This is a genomic window from Catenuloplanes sp. NPDC051500, assembly GCF_044454585.1.
Taxonomy (GTDB): Bacteria; Actinomycetota; Actinomycetes; order Mycobacteriales; family Micromonosporaceae; genus Catenuloplanes.
Genome location: NZ_JBITDX010000004.1, coordinates 231,780 through 249,090 on the forward strand (window position 1 = coordinate 231,780; position 17,311 = coordinate 249,090).

14 protein-coding genes and 1 pseudogene are annotated in these 17,311 nt (G+C 71.0%); 10 read left to right on the forward strand and 5 right to left on the reverse strand.

The genetic code is table 11. The features are described from left to right. The first annotated feature begins 61 nt into the window (after positions 1–61). From ACIA8K_RS10345 to mptB, 4 genes are all read left to right on the forward strand, one after another. Positions 62–1,183, forward strand: coding sequence for an FAD-dependent monooxygenase (locus ACIA8K_RS10345; RefSeq protein WP_396057122.1), 1,122 nt, complete (start codon positions 62–64; stop codon positions 1,181–1,183). A gap of 151 nt (positions 1,184–1,334) precedes the next feature. Next, the gene (gene ctaD, locus ACIA8K_RS10350; RefSeq protein ID WP_396057124.1) at positions 1,335–3,089 is read left to right on the forward strand and encodes a cytochrome c oxidase subunit I; all 1,755 of its coding nucleotides are present in this window, start codon (positions 1,335–1,337) and stop codon (positions 3,087–3,089) included. Between the two features lie 198 nt (positions 3,090–3,287). Next, positions 3,288–4,577 (forward strand): aspartate aminotransferase family protein, encoded by a 1,290-nt coding sequence (locus ACIA8K_RS10355; RefSeq protein WP_396057126.1) that lies wholly within the window; start codon positions 3,288–3,290, stop codon positions 4,575–4,577. A 127-nt stretch (positions 4,578–4,704) separates the two neighbouring features. Continuing rightward, positions 4,705–6,237: a polyprenol phosphomannose-dependent alpha 1,6 mannosyltransferase MptB gene (gene mptB, locus ACIA8K_RS10360; RefSeq protein ID WP_396057128.1), complete on the forward strand. Its 1,533-nt coding sequence runs from the start codon at positions 4,705–4,707 to the stop codon at positions 6,235–6,237. Between the two features lie 8 nt (positions 6,238–6,245). On the opposite strand, the gene ACIA8K_RS10365 is transcribed toward mptB, so the two are convergent. The 4 genes from ACIA8K_RS10365 to ACIA8K_RS10380 are packed head-to-tail and all read right to left on the reverse strand — an operon-like array spanning position 6,246 to position 12,083. Continuing rightward, a complete protein-coding gene (locus ACIA8K_RS10365) occupies positions 6,246–7,481 on the reverse strand; it encodes an MFS transporter (protein ID WP_396057130.1) in 1,236 nt (411 codons plus the stop codon). Positions 7,482–7,511: 30 nt separating this feature from the next. Beyond that, positions 7,512–8,087 carry an isochorismatase family protein gene (locus ACIA8K_RS10370; protein WP_396057132.1) on the reverse strand — a complete coding sequence of 192 codons (576 nt, stop codon included), beginning with the start codon at positions 8,085–8,087 and terminating at the stop codon, positions 7,512–7,514. Between the two features lie 10 nt (positions 8,088–8,097). Then, positions 8,098–9,381, reverse strand: a complete 1,284-nt coding sequence (locus tag ACIA8K_RS10375) for a nicotinate phosphoribosyltransferase (RefSeq protein ID WP_396057134.1) — start codon at positions 9,379–9,381, stop codon at positions 8,098–8,100. A gap of 50 nt (positions 9,382–9,431) precedes the next feature. Beyond that, positions 9,432–12,083, reverse strand: coding sequence for a LuxR C-terminal-related transcriptional regulator (locus ACIA8K_RS10380; RefSeq protein ID WP_396057136.1), 2,652 nt, complete (start codon positions 12,081–12,083; stop codon positions 9,432–9,434). Between the two features lie 188 nt (positions 12,084–12,271). Between ACIA8K_RS10380 and ACIA8K_RS10385 the strand changes: the two genes are divergently transcribed. The 6 genes and pseudogenes from ACIA8K_RS10385 (at position 12,272) to ACIA8K_RS10410 (ending at position 16,703) form a co-directional block, all read left to right on the forward strand. Beyond that, positions 12,272–13,789: a hypothetical protein gene (locus ACIA8K_RS10385; RefSeq protein WP_396057138.1), complete on the forward strand. Its 1,518-nt coding sequence runs from the start codon at positions 12,272–12,274 to the stop codon at positions 13,787–13,789. Between the two features lie 56 nt (positions 13,790–13,845). After that, the gene (clpS, locus tag ACIA8K_RS10390; protein WP_396057140.1) at positions 13,846–14,136 is read left to right on the forward strand and encodes an ATP-dependent Clp protease adapter ClpS; all 291 of its coding nucleotides are present in this window, start codon (positions 13,846–13,848) and stop codon (positions 14,134–14,136) included. Between the two features lie 109 nt (positions 14,137–14,245). Then, the gene (locus ACIA8K_RS10395) at positions 14,246–14,743 is read left to right on the forward strand and encodes a DUF2017 domain-containing protein (protein WP_396057142.1); all 498 of its coding nucleotides are present in this window, start codon (positions 14,246–14,248) and stop codon (positions 14,741–14,743) included. 52 nt (positions 14,744–14,795) lie between these two features. Beyond that, positions 14,796–15,312 (forward strand): annotated as a pseudogene (locus tag ACIA8K_RS10400) (Mov34/MPN/PAD-1 family protein). 75 nt (positions 15,313–15,387) lie between these two features. Then, positions 15,388–15,711, forward strand: coding sequence for a MoaD/ThiS family protein (locus ACIA8K_RS10405; protein WP_396057144.1), 324 nt, complete (start codon positions 15,388–15,390; stop codon positions 15,709–15,711). A 26-nt stretch (positions 15,712–15,737) separates the two neighbouring features. Then, positions 15,738–16,703, forward strand: coding sequence for a PLP-dependent cysteine synthase family protein (locus tag ACIA8K_RS10410; RefSeq protein ID WP_396057146.1), 966 nt, complete (start codon positions 15,738–15,740; stop codon positions 16,701–16,703). 178 nt (positions 16,704–16,881) lie between these two features. Here the strand turns inward: ACIA8K_RS10410 and ACIA8K_RS10415 are convergent, their stop codons facing one another. Continuing rightward, positions 16,882–17,277: a hypothetical protein gene (locus ACIA8K_RS10415; protein ID WP_396057148.1), complete on the reverse strand. Its 396-nt coding sequence runs from the start codon at positions 17,275–17,277 to the stop codon at positions 16,882–16,884. Between the last annotated feature and the right edge of the window lie 34 nt (positions 17,278–17,311).

Genomic DNA, 17,311 nt, shown 5'->3' on the forward strand with positions numbered 1-17,311 from the left:
CGTTCGCGGCGAGTAATCTCTTGGCTTCAACGCGTGCCCACCCCTCGGAGGCGTCGCTCACATGGCCGGTACCACCCTGCGGATCCTGATCGTCGGCGCCGGCATCGCCGGTCTCGGTGTCGCCCGGGCTCTGCGTATGGCCGGTCTCCGGCCCGACGTCGTCGATCGGGAGCCACCCGCGGCCGGCCCGGCAGCCGCCATATTCCTGCCCGGAAACGCGACCCGCGCGCTCGCCGGCCTCGGACTCACCGGCCCGCTCCGCCCGCTCGGTGCGGTGATCAGCCGCCAGTCCATCCGCGACGCCGCCGGTGATCCCCTCTGCGAGCTGGACCTCGCCGCGCTCTGGGAGGGTGTCGGCGAGTCCCGCGCGCTGCCCCGCACCGACCTGCAGCGCGTGCTGCTCACCGCGGTCGGCGGAGTCGTACGTCACAACACCGCGGTCACCGGCCTCGAACTGGACGAGGACGGGCCGGTCAAGGTGGACTTCGCGGACGGCACCCGCACCGACTACGACCTGGTCATCGGCGCGGACGGCAGGCGCTCCACGGTCCGCGCGCTGGCCGGCCTGGGCGGCGCCGCACGCCGCACCGGGCAGTTCGTCTACCGCAGCGTCGTTCACGGCGGCCCCGCGGTCCCCGAGTGGACCGGCCTGCTCGGCGAGCACTCCAGCTTCGTGGTGATGCCGATGGGCGACAGGCGTCTCTACTGCTATGCGCACGAGAGCGTGCCGGAGGGCGCGGCGCTCCCGGCCGACGGGCTGGCCCGCGTCCGCGAGGTCTTCGGCGGCTACGGCGGACCCGTGCCCGCGGTGCTCGACGCGCTTGAGAAAGTGCAGCTCGCCGCGCCGGAGGAGGTCGAGGTGGCCGGCTGGTCCCGCGGCCGGGTGCTGCTTGTCGGTGACGCAGCGCACTCCACATCGCCCACGCTGTCGCAGGGCGCGGCGATGGCGCTCGAGGACGCGACGGTCCTCGCCGAGGTGCTGCGCGCCCATCCGAACGATCTGCCGGCCGCGCTTGATGCGTACGAGAAGCGCCGCCGCCCGCGCACCAGATGGGTGCTGGACCGCACCCGCGACCGCGACCGCACCGGCGACGTCGCGCCGGACACGCGTGACCCGCTGCTGCGTAAGCGGGGCGACCGTATCTTCCGGGAGTACTACGCGCCGCTGCGTGATCCAGCCTAGGTCTCCGAGGCGATGCACACGTCCTTAACGGCGCGTTTGGTCACCCCGTGCCTACAGGAGCATTCGGAAGGATTATTCTGCCCGAGAGGTACGTCTGCAGATCAACTGTGCGTCGTGCCCACGTGGTGAGCTAGAAGACCGGAGGCTGCTCGTGACCACCGTCGCACCGAAGCCGATTGTCACCCGGCCCTGGCCGGTGCATAAGCCCGTCAAGGGGTCGGCGTTCGCGCGAGTCCTGCGCACGACGGATGCGAAGCAGATCGGGATCATGTACCTGATCACGTCCTTCGTGTTCTTCCTGCTCGGCGGTCTCATGGCGCTGCTGATCCGTGCCGAGCTGGCCGCACCGGGCCTGCAGTTCCTCTCGCCCGAGCAGTACAACCAGATGTTCACGATGCACGGCACGATCATGCTGCTGTTCTTCGCGACGCCGATCGTGTTCGCGTTCGGCAACTACATCGTCCCGATCCAGATCGGCGCGCCGGACGTCTCGTTCCCGCGGCTCAACGCGTTCGCCTACTGGCTGTACCTGTTCGGCGGCACGATCACCATGGGCGGCTTCTTCACGCCCGGTGGCGCCGCCGACTTCGGCTGGTTCGCCTACACGCCGCTGTCGGACGGCATCCACAGCCCCGGCGTCGGCGCGAACATGTGGGTCGTCGGCCTGGCGCTCTCCGGCCTCGGCACCATCCTCGGCGCCGTTAACCTGATCACCACCATCCTGACGCTCCGCGCGCCCGGCATGACGATGTTCCGCATGCCGATCTTCACGTGGAACATGCTTGTCACGAGCCTGCTCGTGGTGATGGTCTTCCCGTTCCTCGCCGCCGCGCTCTTCGCGCTGGCCGCGGACCGCATCCTCGGCGCCCAGGTCTTCAACCCGGAGACCGGCGGGCCGATGCTCTGGCAGCACCTCTTCTGGTTCTTCGGGCACCCCGAGGTGTACATCATCGCGCTGCCGTTCTTCGGCATCATCTCGGAGATCATCCCGGTCTTCAGCCGCAAGCCGATCTTCGGCTACAAGGGCCTGGTGGCCGCGACGCTGCTGATCGCCGCGCTGTCGATGTCCGTGTGGGCGCACCACATGTTCGCCACCGGCCAGGTGCTGCTGCCGTTCTTCAGCTTCCTGAGCTTCCTCATCGCGGTCCCGACCGGTATGAAGTTCTTCAACTGGATCGGCACCATGTGGCGCGGCCAGATCAGCTTCGAGTCACCGATGCTGTTCGCGATCGGCTTCCTCACGACGTTCCTCTTCGGCGGCCTGTCCGGCGTGCTGCTCGCCAGCCCGCCCATCGACTTCCACGTCTCCGACACGTACTTCGTGATCGCCCACTTCCACTACGTCCTCTTCGGCACCATCGTGTTCGCCGTCTACGCCGGCGTGTACTTCTGGTTTCCGAAGATGTTCGGCCGGATGCTTGACGAGCGCCTCGGCAAGCTGCACTTCTGGCTGACGTTCATCGGCTTCCACACCACGTTCCTGGTGCAGCACTGGCTGGGTGCGGAGGGCATGCCCCGCCGGTACGCCGACTACCAGGTGGGCGACGGGTTCACCGAGCTGAACGTCATCTCCACAGTGGGTGCGTTCATCACCGGCCTCTCCACGCTGCCGTTCCTTTACAACTGCTGGAAGTCGTACAAGTCCGGCAAGCTGGTGACGGTGGACGACCCGTGGGGCCACGGCAACAGCCTCGAGTGGGCCACCTCCAGCCCGCCCCCGCTCCGCAACTTCGACCGCATGCCGCGCATCCGCTCCGAGCGGCCGGCCTTCGACGCGAAGTTCCCCGAGCTCGCCGCCGGACACCAGTCCGTCGCGGGCCCGCCGGAGGGCGGCGCCAAGCCGCTCAGCGCCGAGTCGGACGGCGGCGCCACGTACCAGGAGAACAAGGACCACACGCTCGACTAGCAGGACCAGGATTTTCCGGCCCTCACCCGCTTTCCGCGGGTGGGGGCCTTTTCATTCAGGTGCCCACTCCCGGCGTGGTGCAGCCCGCACGCTCCCGCGGGCCGCGGGCCCGTGGGTGGCACAGGCCGCGGCTCACGCGCTGCTCACGACATGATCAGCGCTTGTGGGCGGCCGGTGGAGTGACCGAGGATGCAGGGCATGACCTTCTGGGAGGACGCCGGGCGCCTGCTCATCAGGTACGGCGCGAGCTTCACACCGCGGATCATCGAGCGGGCGAGCGGCGCGTACGTCTACGACGAGCAGGGCCGCGCGATCCTCGACTTCACGTCTGGGCAGATGAGCGCGATCCTCGGTCACGCGCACCCGAACGTGGTGGCCACGGTCTCGTCAGCGGTCGCGTCGCTCGACCACCTCTACAGCGGCATGCTCAGCCGCCCGGTGGTCGACCTGGCCGCCCGGCTGACCGGCACGCTCCCGGTCGGGCTGGATCGGATGATGCTGCTCAGCACCGGCGCGGAGGCGAACGAGGCCGCGATCAAGATGGCCAAGCTCGCCACCGGCCGGTACGAGATCGTCTCCTTCGACAGGTCCTGGCACGGAATGACACACGGCGCCGCGTCCGCGACGTTCTCGGCCGGGCGGCGCGGGTACGGCCCGGCGGCCCCCGGCAACCTCGCCCTGCCCGCGCCGAACGGCTACCGGTCGCCGTTCCGGACCGCTGACGGCGACTACGACTGGGCGGCCGAGCTGGCCTACGGCTTCGCGCTCGTCGACCGGCAGTCGGCAGGCAGCCTGGCGGCGTGCCTTGTGGAGCCGATCCTGTCGTCCGGCGGCATTCTCGAACTGCCCCTCGGCTACCTGCGGCGGCTCCGCGAGCTGTGCGACGAGCGCGGCATGCTGCTCATCCTGGACGAGGCGCAGACCGGCCTCGGGCGCACCGGCACCATGTACGCGTTCGAACGCGACGGCGTCACCCCGGACCTCCTGACGCTCTCCAAGACGCTCGGCGCCGGGCTGCCGGTCGCGGCCGTGATCGCCTCGGCCCCGGTGGAGGAGACCTGCCACGAGCGCGGGTTCCTCTTCTACACCACGCACGTCTCCGACCCGCTTGCCGCGTCCGTCGCGCTTACCGTGCTCGACGTGGTGGAGCGGGACGGCCTGGTGGCCCGCGCGGCCGAGCTGGGCGAACGGCTCGGCGAACGGCTGCGGGCGCTGCGCGGCGCGTGCGAGGTCGTCGGCGACGTACGCGGCCGCGGCCTGCTGCAGGGCATCGAGCTGGTCCGCGACAAGAAGAGCAGGGAGCCGGCCGAGGCGCTCGGCGCGGCCGTCACGTCCGCCTGCCTTGACCGAGGCCTGCACCTGAACATCGTGCAGCTGCCAGGTATGGGCGGGATCTTCCGGATCGCACCGCCGTTGACGATCACCGACGCCGAGTTGAACACCGGCCTCGACATCCTTGAGGCGTCCATCCGTGCGTGCACTGAGTGACGATCTATAACTTTCGGCCGAGGTGGACGGCTCTGGTTCCCCTCCTCTGGACAGAGGCGCCTCGATGTCTCATCGGGCAGTCTTAGTGCCGGACTACACCGTGTGTATACATGGAGAGGGTAAACCGATGAGCAGCACTAACGCGACCCTGGCCGGATCGCCGGCAGGCGCGCCCCCGGGCGTCCGGCCGCTGGCAACCGGGCCGGTGGCGGCGGTCGGCGCGCTCGCCACCTCCGCCCTCGCCGCGGTCACGGCAAGTAGTCGTCTGCCGGAGATCGTCGCCATCACGGCAGGCCTGATCGCGATGGGCGCCGTGGCCGGTGCGTGGCTGATCATCGGGCGCCGGTCGGCCGGGCCCCGGCAGCTCTATGCGATCGCGGCGGCCTGGGGCGCGCCGCTGCTGCTCGCGCCACCGTTGTTCAGCGGGGACGTGTGGAGCTACCTGGCGCAGGGCGCGACCGCGGCGGCCGGACTGGACCCGTACCGGCTCGGCCCGGCCGCCGCACTCGGCGCCGACTCGGTCTTCACCCAGCAGGTCAGCCACTACTGGCTTGACACGCCGGCGCCGTACGGGCCCGCCTGGATGCTGCTCTCCCGCGGCGTGGCGTTGCTGACCGGCGAACATCTGACCGTGGGCGTGCTCGTCTACCGCCTGATAGCGGTGTCCGGCCTGGCGCTGATCGCGTGGGCGCTGCCCCGGCTCGCCGCCCGGGCCGGTGTCGCGCCGAGTACCGCGCTCTGGCTCGGCCTGCTCAACCCGCTTGTGCTCTGGCACCTGCTCGGCGGCGTGCACAACGACGCGCTGATGCTGGGCCTGATGCTGGCCGGCCTGGAGCTGGCGCTTGCCGGCGTCGGCCGGCTCGGCGTCGAGCGGTCGATCGGGGTGCTCGCGGCCGGCGTCACGCTGCTCACGCTCGCCGCCACAATCAAGTTTGTTGCCGGTGCCGCGTTCTGCGTCGTGGTGATCGCGCTGATGCACCGGCCCGGCCGCCCGGTCCGGCCACTTGTCGCGGTGGTGGCCGGGGCGATCGCCGGTACGGCCGCGCTCTCCGCCGCCGCCGGGTTCGGCTGGATGTCCAGCCCGCTTGGTGCGCTCTCCGTCTACAGCTGGATGTCCCCGACCACCGCCACCGGCATGCTGATCGGCGCGCTGGCCGGTGGCGACGCCACCCCCCTGGCCGTGCGGGTGGCCAACGCTGCCGGGCTGCTGGTCTGCGTACCAGTGGTGGCCGCCCTGCTCGTCGCCATGGCCCGCCACCGTGTCGCACCTATCCGCGGTCTGGGCCTGATCTTCACAGTGGCCCTGCTCTGCGGCGCGGTCGTCCAGCCCTGGTACGTGCTCTGGGCAGTCCTTCCGCTGGCGGCGTCCGCGGGGACCGCACGTGCCCGGCACCTGATCGCGGCGGTAAGCGTCGCGTTCGCCTTCGCCGTCCCGCCGCTGGTCGGCAACGCGCCCGCGATGATCGCCGGTTACGTGATCGCCACGGCAGTGCTCGGCGCCGCGGCGCTCGTGGTCCACCGCCGTGCGGTGCGGCGCGCCCCGGTCGCCGGGCAGGACGTGGTCATTCCGGTGCCGCGGCGGTCCGGGGTGGTCGTGTCGCGGCGGCCGTTCGGCGGGCTGAGCGTGCACACCGAGGCCGAGGCGTTCCCGCGCCGGTGAGGTGCTGTCTATCGCGCCGGAACCACGGAGGACGCATCCGGTGCCACCGAAGCGGGCTCCTCGTCCGGGCCGGGCCCGCGGGTGCGGCGGAGCACGAACGGGAACGCGGCCAGCGCGATGACCAGCCCGGCCAGCCCGGCTGCGGCGAACCCCCAGCCGCCGCCGAACCTGTCGATCACCCCGCCGGTGAGGGGTGCGCCGATCGCCATGCCCACTGTCAGCGACGATCCGTGCAGTCCCAGGGCCTCACCGCGGGCGGACGCCGGGGCGAGCGCGCTCACCTGCTCGGTGGTGGCGGTGAGCGTGGGTGCGCAGAGCGCGCCCGCCGGAACGAGCGCCAGGGCCAGCAACCACCAGGTGTCCCCGGCCAGGCCCACCGGGATGGTGAGCAGCGCGAGCGCGCCGAGCAGCCCGACCGCGCCGGCCGGGCGGGGCAGCGTGCCGTAGACGAAGCCGCCGATCAGCGACGCGCCGGCCCAGACGATCAGGACCAGGCCGCTCCAGCGCAGCTCGCCGCCGTCGCGGAGCACGGCCACGACCGCGACGTCGGTACCGCCGAGGACGATCGTGGAGGCGGCGGCGACCGCGTAGGCCATCAGCAGCGGCGGCCGCAGCCAGGTGCGGCGTGGGACGCGGATGGTGGAGGCGACAGGCTTCTCGTGGGCGGCGCGGGCCGGCGGATCGAGCAGCACAAGCAGCACCGCGGAGACGGCGAGGCCGAGGCCGATCGCGTACATGGCGGCGCTTGCCGAGAGCGTGGTGGCGAGTAGCACGGCGCCGGCCGGGCCGGCCATGTACGACAACTCGACAGTCATCGCGTCGAGCGAGAACGCCTGGCGGCGCTGTGCCTCCGGGACCATCGCGGTAAGCGCCTGCCGGACGATCGAGAACGCGGGCAGGGAGAGCAGACCGCCCGCGGCCGCGGCGATCAGCAGCGCGAGGTACGGCAGGCGCGGCGAGAGCAGCCAGAACGCGCTGCCGGCCACGCCGGTGAGCATGATGACCGGGCGCAGTCCGACGCGGTCGGCCCAGGTGCCGAGCAGCGGGCTGCCGAGCGCGCTGCTGACGGTCATCGCGGCGCCGACCAGGCCGGCCTCCAGGTAGCTGCGGCCCTGCTCGCCGGCGACGTGCAGGGTGAGCGCCATCGAGGTCGCGGTGATCGGGACGCGGGCCAGGAAGCCGATGAGCAGCAGCGCGAACACGCCACGCAGTCGCAGCACACTGCCGTACCCCCGGAGACCCATGCGGACATGGTGCCGCATGGGTCCGGCAGGTTACGAGCCAATTACCACTGGTGTGCCGGTCAGCGTGACGGACGCCTCGTCGAGCTGGACCAGGGCGGACGCCGTGGTGGCCGGTGCTACGCCCGCGGTCAGGTCAAGCAGCACGGTGGTGGTGAAACCGGCCGCGGCCGCGTCGAGCGCGGTGGCGCGCACGCAGTGGTCGGTGGCGATGCCGACCACGTCCACGTCCGTCACGTCGCGGCCGCGCAGCCACTCGGCCAGGCGCTCACCGGCGTCGGTGTGGCCCTCGAAGCCGGAGTACGCCGCCGCGTGCTCGCCCTTGTGGAAGACCGCCTCGACGCGCGAGGTGTCAAGCGCGGGGTGGAACTCGGAGCCGTCCGTGCCGACCACGCAGTGCGCGGGCCACGAGTCGACGAAGTCGGGCGTGGGGGAGAAGTGCGCGCCCGGGTCGACGTGGAAGTCCTTGGTGGCGACCACGTGGTCCCACCCGCCGCCGGCGAGCGCCTCGGAGATGGCCGCGGCCACCCCGGCGCCGCCGGTGACGGCAAGTGAGCCGCCCTCGCAGAAGTCGTTCTGGACGTCGACAATTATCAATGCGCGAGACATGGTTGACCCTTCAGGACGCGGAGACCATGACGACCGGGATCGCGGGATCGCCGGCCGAGAGCTTGAGACCCTCCCACGGGATGGAGATCAGGCACTGCCGCAGGTGCTCCCGCGCCTCGGCGAGCGTCGGCATGTCGAGGAATTCACCGTTTGCCACGTACGAGTGCTGGAGCAGCCGGTCGTTGGCCTGGTGGTCCGGCACGCCCTGGGAGACCACGATCTCCTCGGTCGCTGTACCGGTCGGCTTGTGGCGGCGCACCGCGGTCTTGCGCCCGCCGACCGTGCCCTTGTTCTCCGAGCGCTTCACGACGGGGCGGCCCTCGACCTCGACCAGCTTGTAGACCAGCCCGGCGGTGGGTGCGCCGGAGCCGGTGACGACCGAGGTGCCGGCGCCGTAGATGTCGACCGGCTCGGCGGCGAGCGCGGCGATCGCGTACTCGTCCAGGTCGCCGGAGACGACGATCTTGGTCTCGGTGGCGCCGAGCGAGTCGAGCAGCTCGCGGGACTGCACGGCGAGCACCGACAGGTCGCCGGAGTCGATCCGGATCGCGCGCAGCTCCGGCCCGGCGGCCTGGATCGCGTTACGGATGCCCTGGCTGATGTCGTAGGTGTCGACGAGCAGCGTGGTGCCGGTGCCGAGCGCCTTGACCTGCGAGGCGAATGCGGCCGGCTCGTCGTCGTGGAGCAGCGTGAACGCGTGCGCGGAGGTGCCCGCGGTCGGCACGCCGTAGCGCAGGCCGGCCGCAAGGTTCGACGTGGCGGTGAAGCCGGCCAGGTAGGACGCGCGGGACGCGGCGGTGGCCGCCTCCTCGTGGGTGCGCCGGGAGCCCATCTCGATCACGCTGCGGCCGCGGGCGGCGGTGACCATGCGGGTGGCGGCGGCCGCGATCGCGCAGTCGTGGTTGAGCACGGAGAGGATCAGCGTCTCCAGGATCACGCACTCGGCGAACGTGCCGGACACGGTCAGGATCGGCGACGTGGGGAAGAACAGCTCGCCCTCGGCGTACCCGTCGATGTCGCCCTTGAACTCGTAGTTCGCAAGCCACTCGGCGGTCAGGTCGTCGACGACCCCGGTGCGGCGCAGGAACGCGATGTCGTCTGCGGAGAACCGGAACGCTTTGATCAACTCGATCAGGCGGGTGGTGCCCGCGACGACGCCGTAGCGGCGGCCGGTGGGTAACCGCCTCGCGAAGACCTCGAAGACGCACCTGCGGTCGGCGGTGCCGTCGCGGAGCGCCGCGCTGATCATCGTCAGCTCGTAGTGGTCGGTCAGCAGCGAGGTGGTAGCAGTCACGGATGCAGCCTATGCGATGAAACGCTGGTTAGCGCTGTGAGGAGTCTAACTCAATCTGAGATTGATCGGAGCGCGTGCGGCAACTCCACCCGGCCGCTCACGCCGAGCTTCACGTAGACGCGCTGCAGATGGTTCTCCACCGTGCGGGCGGAGAGAAACAGCTGCTCAGCGATCTCCCGGCTCGGCGTGCCCATCGCGGCCAACTCCGCGACCTGGCGTTCCCGCTCGGTCAGCCGCACCCGGTCGACCCGCAGCGCCGGCGTGTCGATCAGCTGGCAGCGCGCCTTCAGTTCGGTCAGCTTCGTGTTGATCAACTGGGTCTGCGGCGAACGCTGATCGCGCAGCAGCCGGAGCGCGGTCGCGGTCGCCTCCGCCGCGTACAGCAGGAAGTCCTGCCTGGCGAACTGGTCGGCGACCCAGAGCAGCTCCGCGACCGACTCACCGGCCGCGGCCTTCGCGTGCCGGGAGATCAGCGACGGCATCGGGCCGTCGACCTGCCGGGCCAACTCCGCAAGCCGTTCCGCGACAGTGCTCAGCCCGCCGTCCGGCAGCGACAGCGGCAGCGCCGGGAAACCGAACCGCACCAGGTCGTGAAGCGCGTACACCTCGTGCCCGGCCATCCTGTCCCGGCGCAGCCGCTCCGCAAGCTCCCGCAGCGTGCCCACCGCGCCGGCCAGGTCGCCGCCGGCCGCGTGCGTCCAGGCCCGCGCCTGTTCCCGCCACGGATACAAGACGATCAAATTCGTGCCGTGGGTACGGTCGGAGTCCGCCATCGCCTCGGCCGCGAGCACGGCCTCGCCCCGCAGGGCCGCGGCCATCGCGCGTTCCGCATGGGCCAGACCGGCGAAGACCTTGCTTGCCGCGAGCATCGCGCACGCCTGCAGGCTGTGCCGGAGCGCGTCGCCGGTCCGCCCACGCAGCCGCGCCGCCTGGGCGCGCAGCACCGACACGTAGCCGGAGCCGAGCCGGAACTCGCCCGCGTCCGCCAGGTCGGCGAACTCGTCCGCGACGATCTCGTCGATGCTGCGCAGGTCGCCGCCGAGCACCAGGCGGGTGCCCCGGCCCAGCTCCATCGCGACCTTGATGTACGGCATCTCGGTCTGCCACGCGGCCAGGTCGGCAAGCACCCGGGACGCGGCCCGGTCGCTGTCGGCCAGCTCGCCGCGGGCGGCCCGCAGGTGGGTGAGCATGCTGTAGACAAGTGCGCGGCTGATCCCGTCCGTGGCCGGGCGGTCAAGAACGGCGCGGCCGATGTTAAGCGCGTCCTCGTGCTCCATCTGGTGGAAACGCATCATCGACTCGAACGCGCGCAGCCGGGACCTGTGGTTCGGGTTCTCCAGTCCGCCGACCGCCTCGGAGATCTCGGTGACGGTCTTCTCGTGGCTCAGGCCCCAGAAGCCGATCAGCGCGCGCGCCGAGTACCAGCGCGTCTTCCGCTCCTCGTTGTCCGCCTCGTGCTGCACGGACTCGATCACCTGCTGCGCGTCGTCCGGCTGGTCCGCGAACATCAGCAGCGTGGCAAGCAGCTCCGCGGCCGGGAAGCCGCCGCCCGCGTCCACCGAGGCCTTGGCCAGGCGCAGCGCGAGCGGCACGTCGAACCGGCTGTACGCCTGCATACCCGCGTTGAGCAGCAGCTGGGGATCCTTCGCGGTGCCGGAGTCGATCCGCCACACCGCGACCCGCAGCAGGTCGTCGCGGCGGCGGGCGCCGACACCCTCGACCGCGTCCGCGAGCTGCGCGGTGAGCCGGCGGCTGCGGCTGACCGGGCAGCGGCGCCGGACCACCTCCCCGTAGAGCGGATGGGCCAGCCGCACGTTGTGCCGCCGGTCGTCGGAGGTGACCCGGATCAGGCCGCGCTCCTCGGCGATCTCCACCTCGGCGGGCCGCACTATCTTCGTCAGCAGGTCCAGGCCGAGCGGCTCGCCGAGCGCGACAAGTTCCACGGCGGTACGCACGTCCGGGCTGAGCCGGCCGATCCGGGTGTCGATCAGGTCGGTCAGGTCCGGCGCCAGTTCCAGCCGGCCGGTCCACCGCCACACGCCGAAGTGCTGGATCATCTCGTCGCCGGACTGTGCCGCGATCACCAGCTCACGCAGGAACAACGCGTTGCCCAGGCACATCCGCCACAACCGCTCCGCGGACGCGGACTCGACCTCGCCGCCGAGCATCTCGCCGAGGATGTGCGTGGTGTCCGCTATGGTCAGCGGCGACAGCTCCGCGTGATCCACCAGATCGTCAGTCCATAGTGCCCGAATGGGCAGGGGGACCGGCTCCCCGCTACGCAGCGTGCCGAGCACTGTGGCGTGACCGGACCGGGCGATCAGGTAGACAAGCGCGGCCGAGGTGGGATCGAGCAGGTGCGCGTCATCGATCGCGAGCACGATCGGGCGACCGGCCGCGCGTTCCACCAGGGAATCCATCGCCCAGCGGAGCAGCCCGGCAGGCGAGAGGCCAACCGGCTGGCTGGGCGGCAGGACCTGCGCGAGACCGCCGAACGGGAGCCCGGCGGTGGCGATGTTCGCTGACGCATACCACGTGGCGTAACCGTCTCCGGGTAGCACGTCGACGCCCTCGCGAAGAAGGCGGCTCTTGCCAATACCGGCGCTACCGCTGAAAATGAGGCCGCGTTCGCTTCCGCTGGTGGCGGCCACGACGAGGCGCTGCAACTCCTGGGTCCGGCCGACGAAGCTCCACGGACGCACCCGACCAGCATATAGACCTGGCATCGCTCCGCACAGTTACCGTAATGGCGGAATTGAGTAATGATCCACGAGTCCATTGAGTACCGCAGCATCTGTGGCGTGAGCGCGCCTTCACGTAGCGTCTTTCATGCCGTGCGGCTCGCCCTGCCCCGGTTTGAATCTCCGCACATCCGTTGAGGAGCCGCACCATGCAGCAGAGCGGGCCCACTCAAGTGCCCCACACCGCGCCGGCCCACAGCGCGCCGGCCCACAGCGCGCCGGCCCACAGCTCGGCCCCGGCGCCGAAGCAGCGGAAGCCGGCACGCGCCCGGCCCGCCCACGCGGACCCGGTCCCGGACGAGGCGATCGCCCTCATGATCGTCGGCGCGAAGGGCAGCGGCCGGGACGGTGTGCTCGGCGCGCTCCTCGACGCACCCGGCCCGCTCCTCGACCGGCCCGGCGACAGCTACCTGGTCGTCACGTACGGGCACAGTCGCGACGTGTGCGCCTACGTGCCCGGCAACCGCCAGCCGCAGCCGTTCACCCCGGCGCCGCCCGGCGAGGAGTCCGGCGCCCGCCCGCCGCGCCGCATCGAGCTGACGCTGCCCAACCCGCTGCTGCGCCACTTCGCGCTCGTCGACACGCCGGACGCGGAGCGCCTCTCCGCCGCCGGCACCCGGATCCTGCTCGACGCCGCCACCCGCGGCGGCGCGGTCCTCTACGTCGTCTCCGCCGATCACCTGCTGGAGCCGGCCGAGGCCACGCTCCTCGCCGAGCTGCACAAGGCCGGCGTCCACCTGTTCTTCGCGCTCACCCCGGCCGTGGACGGCGCCTGGGGCGACGGCACCGTCGAGACCGCGATCAGCGACGCGCGCGATGCCGTGATCGCCGCGGTCCCGTCCGCCGTGGACGCGAGCTGGCACACGGTCGACCCGGCCATGGGCGACACCGCCTTCCTGCGCCGCGCGCTGAGCGAGTGGTCCGGGCTGGAGGCGCTGGAGCGGGCCAGCATCAACCCGCCGGTGCCGCCCGGCGCGGGACGCACCGTGCGGATCGCCTCGGACGCGCACCGTTCCGGCTGGGCGGAGCGCCTGGAGGAGATGACCCGTACCAGCGCGCAACTGATCCGGCAGCGGCTTGCCATCGAGGTCGCCAACATCCACCTGCGCTGCGTGCAGGAGATCGTGTTCGGCGACGGCTGCGCCGGGCTCCCCGGCGCGCTGGACCGGGAGATGCACGCGCTGTCGCTCGCCGCGGTCACGGAGTGCGACGCCGCGGCCGAGAAGATCATCGACGACCTGCTGGAGCTGGTGCTCGACGAGCCGGCCACCGAGGCGGCCCGCCGCCGGGTGATCGCGGCCGTCCGGGACGGGTTCGCCGACGACCGGGCCGCCCGTGATCTCGAACGGGTGCTGCTGGTGACGAACACCGGCGGCGTGGCGACAGTGGCAGGCGAGGGCGCGGTGACCGCTCTGACGGCGTACCACACGCCCGGAATTCCGCGCCCGCTTCCGGGGCTCGGCATCGGGCTGTCCGGCGCCTGCTACACGTACTGGCGGCATCCGGCGAACCGGGACAACAACCGGGCCCGCTCCTGGCTGCAGCTGGCCATCCGCGGCGTCGAGCTGGAGTTGCTGCGGGAGATCTCCCGCCGGTTCGAGGCTGTGCAGCGCTCGCTGGGCGGCGTGCTTACCGACGCGGTCGACCACGGCATTCTGCTGAGTTGAGCGCTCGTCGTTCGGTCGGTTCCTCACCACAGCGGACTCGGTGGCACGATGGGGACATGGCGGCGCCGCAGATCGCACCGGAGAAGACGCCAGACATCGAAGAACTCCCGGCCGAGGACCGTCCGTGGGTCACGATCGTCTGGGACGACCCGGTCAATCTCATGACGTATGTGACATGGGTTTTCCAGAAGCTGTTCGGATACAGCAGGGAGAAGGCCGAGGAGTTGATGCTGGCGGTCCACCACAAGGGCAGGGCCGTCGTGTCCACCGGCACGCGCGAGCGCATGGAGCACGACGCCTCCCAGCTGCATGCCTATGGTTTGTGGGCGACGGTGGACCGGCAGTGAGCAATTTTCAACCTGGCGAGCGGGCCGACGCCACGGAGGAGTCCACCGGGCGGGCGCGCACGAGTCGGGACCGCGTTGAAAAAGGCTCAGTGACGGGGGGAGACCGATAATGTTCCGGCGCCAGGGGCCGCATTGCGTGGCCAGCTTCGCCCAGGACGAGGTGCGCGTGCTGCGCAAGGTCGCGGGCGAGGTCGTGGGCCTGCTCACGGACGGCTTCGACCACGACGACCCGGTTGTCGACCGGCTCTTTCCGGCGATCTACCCGGACGAGCCGGCCGAGAGCGAGGAGGTCCGCCGCTACACCGAGGGCGACCTGAAGACCGCGAAGATCGACCAGGCCGGCGCGATCCTCGCCGGGCTGCCCTCCGAGGGCTCGGGCGACGTGGCGCTCGACGCGGAGGAGGCCGAGGCCTGGCTGCGCGCGATCAACGACGCGCGGCTGGCGATGGGCATCCGGCTGGAGATCACCGGCGACACCGACCTGGGCGAGGAGCTGGACGACGCGGTCCTGCACGACCCCACGTCCACCCGGGTCTTCCAGCTGTCGGTCTACGCCTATCTGGGCTACCTGCAGGAGTCGCTCCTGCACGCGCTCATCGACGGGTGACGGCCGCCACGGGCCCGTACCGGGGCGCTCACAGCGAGGTAAAGTGGCCGTCGTGCTGACCATTGACCGGGCGATCCTCGATGCGATCGTCGCGCACGCCCGCCGGGACCACCCGGACGAGGCGTGTGGCGTCGTCTCCGGCCCGGCCGGCAGCGACCGGCCCACCCGGCACATCCCGATGGACAACGCGGCCCGGTCGATGACGTTCTACGAGTTCGACTCGATGGAGCAGCTGCGTGTCTGGCGCGAGATGGACGACCGCGACGAGGAGCCGGTGGTCATCTACCACTCGCACACCGCCACTGAGGCGTTCCCGTCCCGCACCGACATCTCCTTCGCCGGCGAGCCCGGGGCACACTACCTGCTGGTCTCCACCCGAGAGCCGGAGTCGGAGGAGATCCGCTCGTTCCGCATCGTGGACGGTCAGGTCACCGAGGAGCCGGTCGAGGTGCGGGATGGCACCATTGAGCCCATGGAGCTGTTGCCCCATGGTGCCTGATCCCCACGCGGTCCAGTCGTACATGTTCGGCCAGAGTCCGACGACGGTCGATTACGAGTGTCGGCGCTGATCCCACGCGCCCGCACGTCGTAATCGGTCCCATTCAATCGTCGTTTGTCGATTCTTCCTTCAGGAGTACGTCACCATGGCCATCGAAGTTCGCATCCCCACCATCCTGCGCAGCTACACCGGCGGCGCGAAGGTCGTCGAGGGCTCCGGCGACACGCTCGCCGACCTGCTCACCGACCTCGACGCCCGGCACTCCGGCATCCGCGGCCGCCTGGTCACGCCGGAGGGCGCGCTGCACCGGTTCGTGAACATCTACGTCAACGACGAGGATGTCCGCTTCCTCGGCGGCCTCGAGGCCAAGATCTCCGACGGCGCCTCGGTGACCGTGCTGCCGGCCGTCGCCGGTGGCGCGTTCGGGTTCGCCGCCGCGGCCGCGCTGCTCGGCCACAGCGGCCGATAGACTTTTCGGCCCTGGAAGGAATAGCCATGGCGCGGTACGACAGCCTGCTGGACCTGGGCGGTGACACGCCGCTGATCGGACTGCCTCGCCTGTCGCCGGTGGTGCCCGAGGGGGCGCCACCGGTCCGCCTGTGGGCGAAGCTCGAGGATCGCAACCCGACCGGCAGCGTCAAGGACCGCGCCGCCGCGTTCATGATCCGGGCGGCCGAGGAGGCCGGCCGGATCCGCCCGGGCGACACAATCCTGGAGCCGACAAGCGGAAACACCGGCATCTCGCTGGCCATGGTGGCGAAGCTTCGCGGCTACCGCCTGGTCTGCGTGATGCCGGAGAACGTCTCCGCTGAGCGCACCCAGATCCTCCGCATGTACGGCGCCGAGATCATCTTCTCTCCGGCGGCCGGCGGCTCCAACCAGGCCGTCGCCACCGCGAAGCAGATCGCGGCCGAGCACCCCGACTGGGTGATGCTCTACCAGTACGGCAACGAGGCGAACGCCCGCGCCCACTACGAGACCACCGGCCCCGAGCTGCTGCGCGACCTCCCGTCGATCACGCACTTCGTGGCCGGCCTCGGCACCACCGGCACCCTCATGGGTACCGGCCGCTACCTGCGGGAAAAGGTCGAGGGCATCGAGATCGTGGCCGCCGAGCCGCGCTACGGCGAGCTGGTCTACGGCCTCCGCAACCTCGACGAGGGCTACGTCCCGGAACTCTACGACGCGACAGTCCTCACCCGCCGCTTCTCGGTCGGCACCCGCGACTCGGTACTCCGTACCCGCCAGCTCGTCGAGGTCGAGGGCCTCTTCGTCGGCTTCTCCACCGGCGCAGTGCTGCACGCGGCGCTCAACGTGGCCCACGAGGCGGCCAAGGCCGGCCGCCGCGCGGACGTGGCCTTCCTGGTCGCGGACGGCGGCTGGAAGTACCTCTCCACCGGGGCCTATGGCGGCACGCTCGCCGAGGCCGAGGAAGCGCTCGACGGCCAACTCTGGGCCTGACCTGCAACGACGTGAACCGCCGGGCGGCGGAGGTCCTCAGCCACCGCCCGGCGACGCGCACCACTTCATGTTCGAGGGCTTCGACGTGGCCCCGTGTACCAGGTGTTCGGAGCGCGCGGTCGGCCGTGTGAGCCCCGCTGTCGCGCTGGGCGATGCCTTTGTGGAGCGCGTCTGACGGTCAGATCGCCACCGCGGTCGCGGCCATCGCGGCCGACAGCGGGAACGTGGCCAGCGTGAGCATCAGCCACGGCAGGTGCCGCCTGTGGATCGAGGCGAACGCCCCGACCGTGAATGCGATCCCGGTCACACCGGTGCCCACGATGGCCGGCTCGTACCAGGAGGGTGCGGCACCGGCGAAGATGGCGGCCAGGCTGCGGATCGCTACCGCGAGGCCGAGCACGCCGAGCGTTCCGGCCCAGCAGGACATGGCGAGCAGGCGGCGGGACGACGGCTCGGGGTCGGTCTCGGCAGGCATGCGGAAGGCCCGCCCGGTGACCGGCTCGCGGCGCTGAGCAGGAAGATCGGCCGTTTCCGTGAACATCGGGAGCCAGCCGGTAGTGGGAGCGTCAGGCACGTGTCGTTCTCCGATCGCGGTAGGTGTGGTGGCC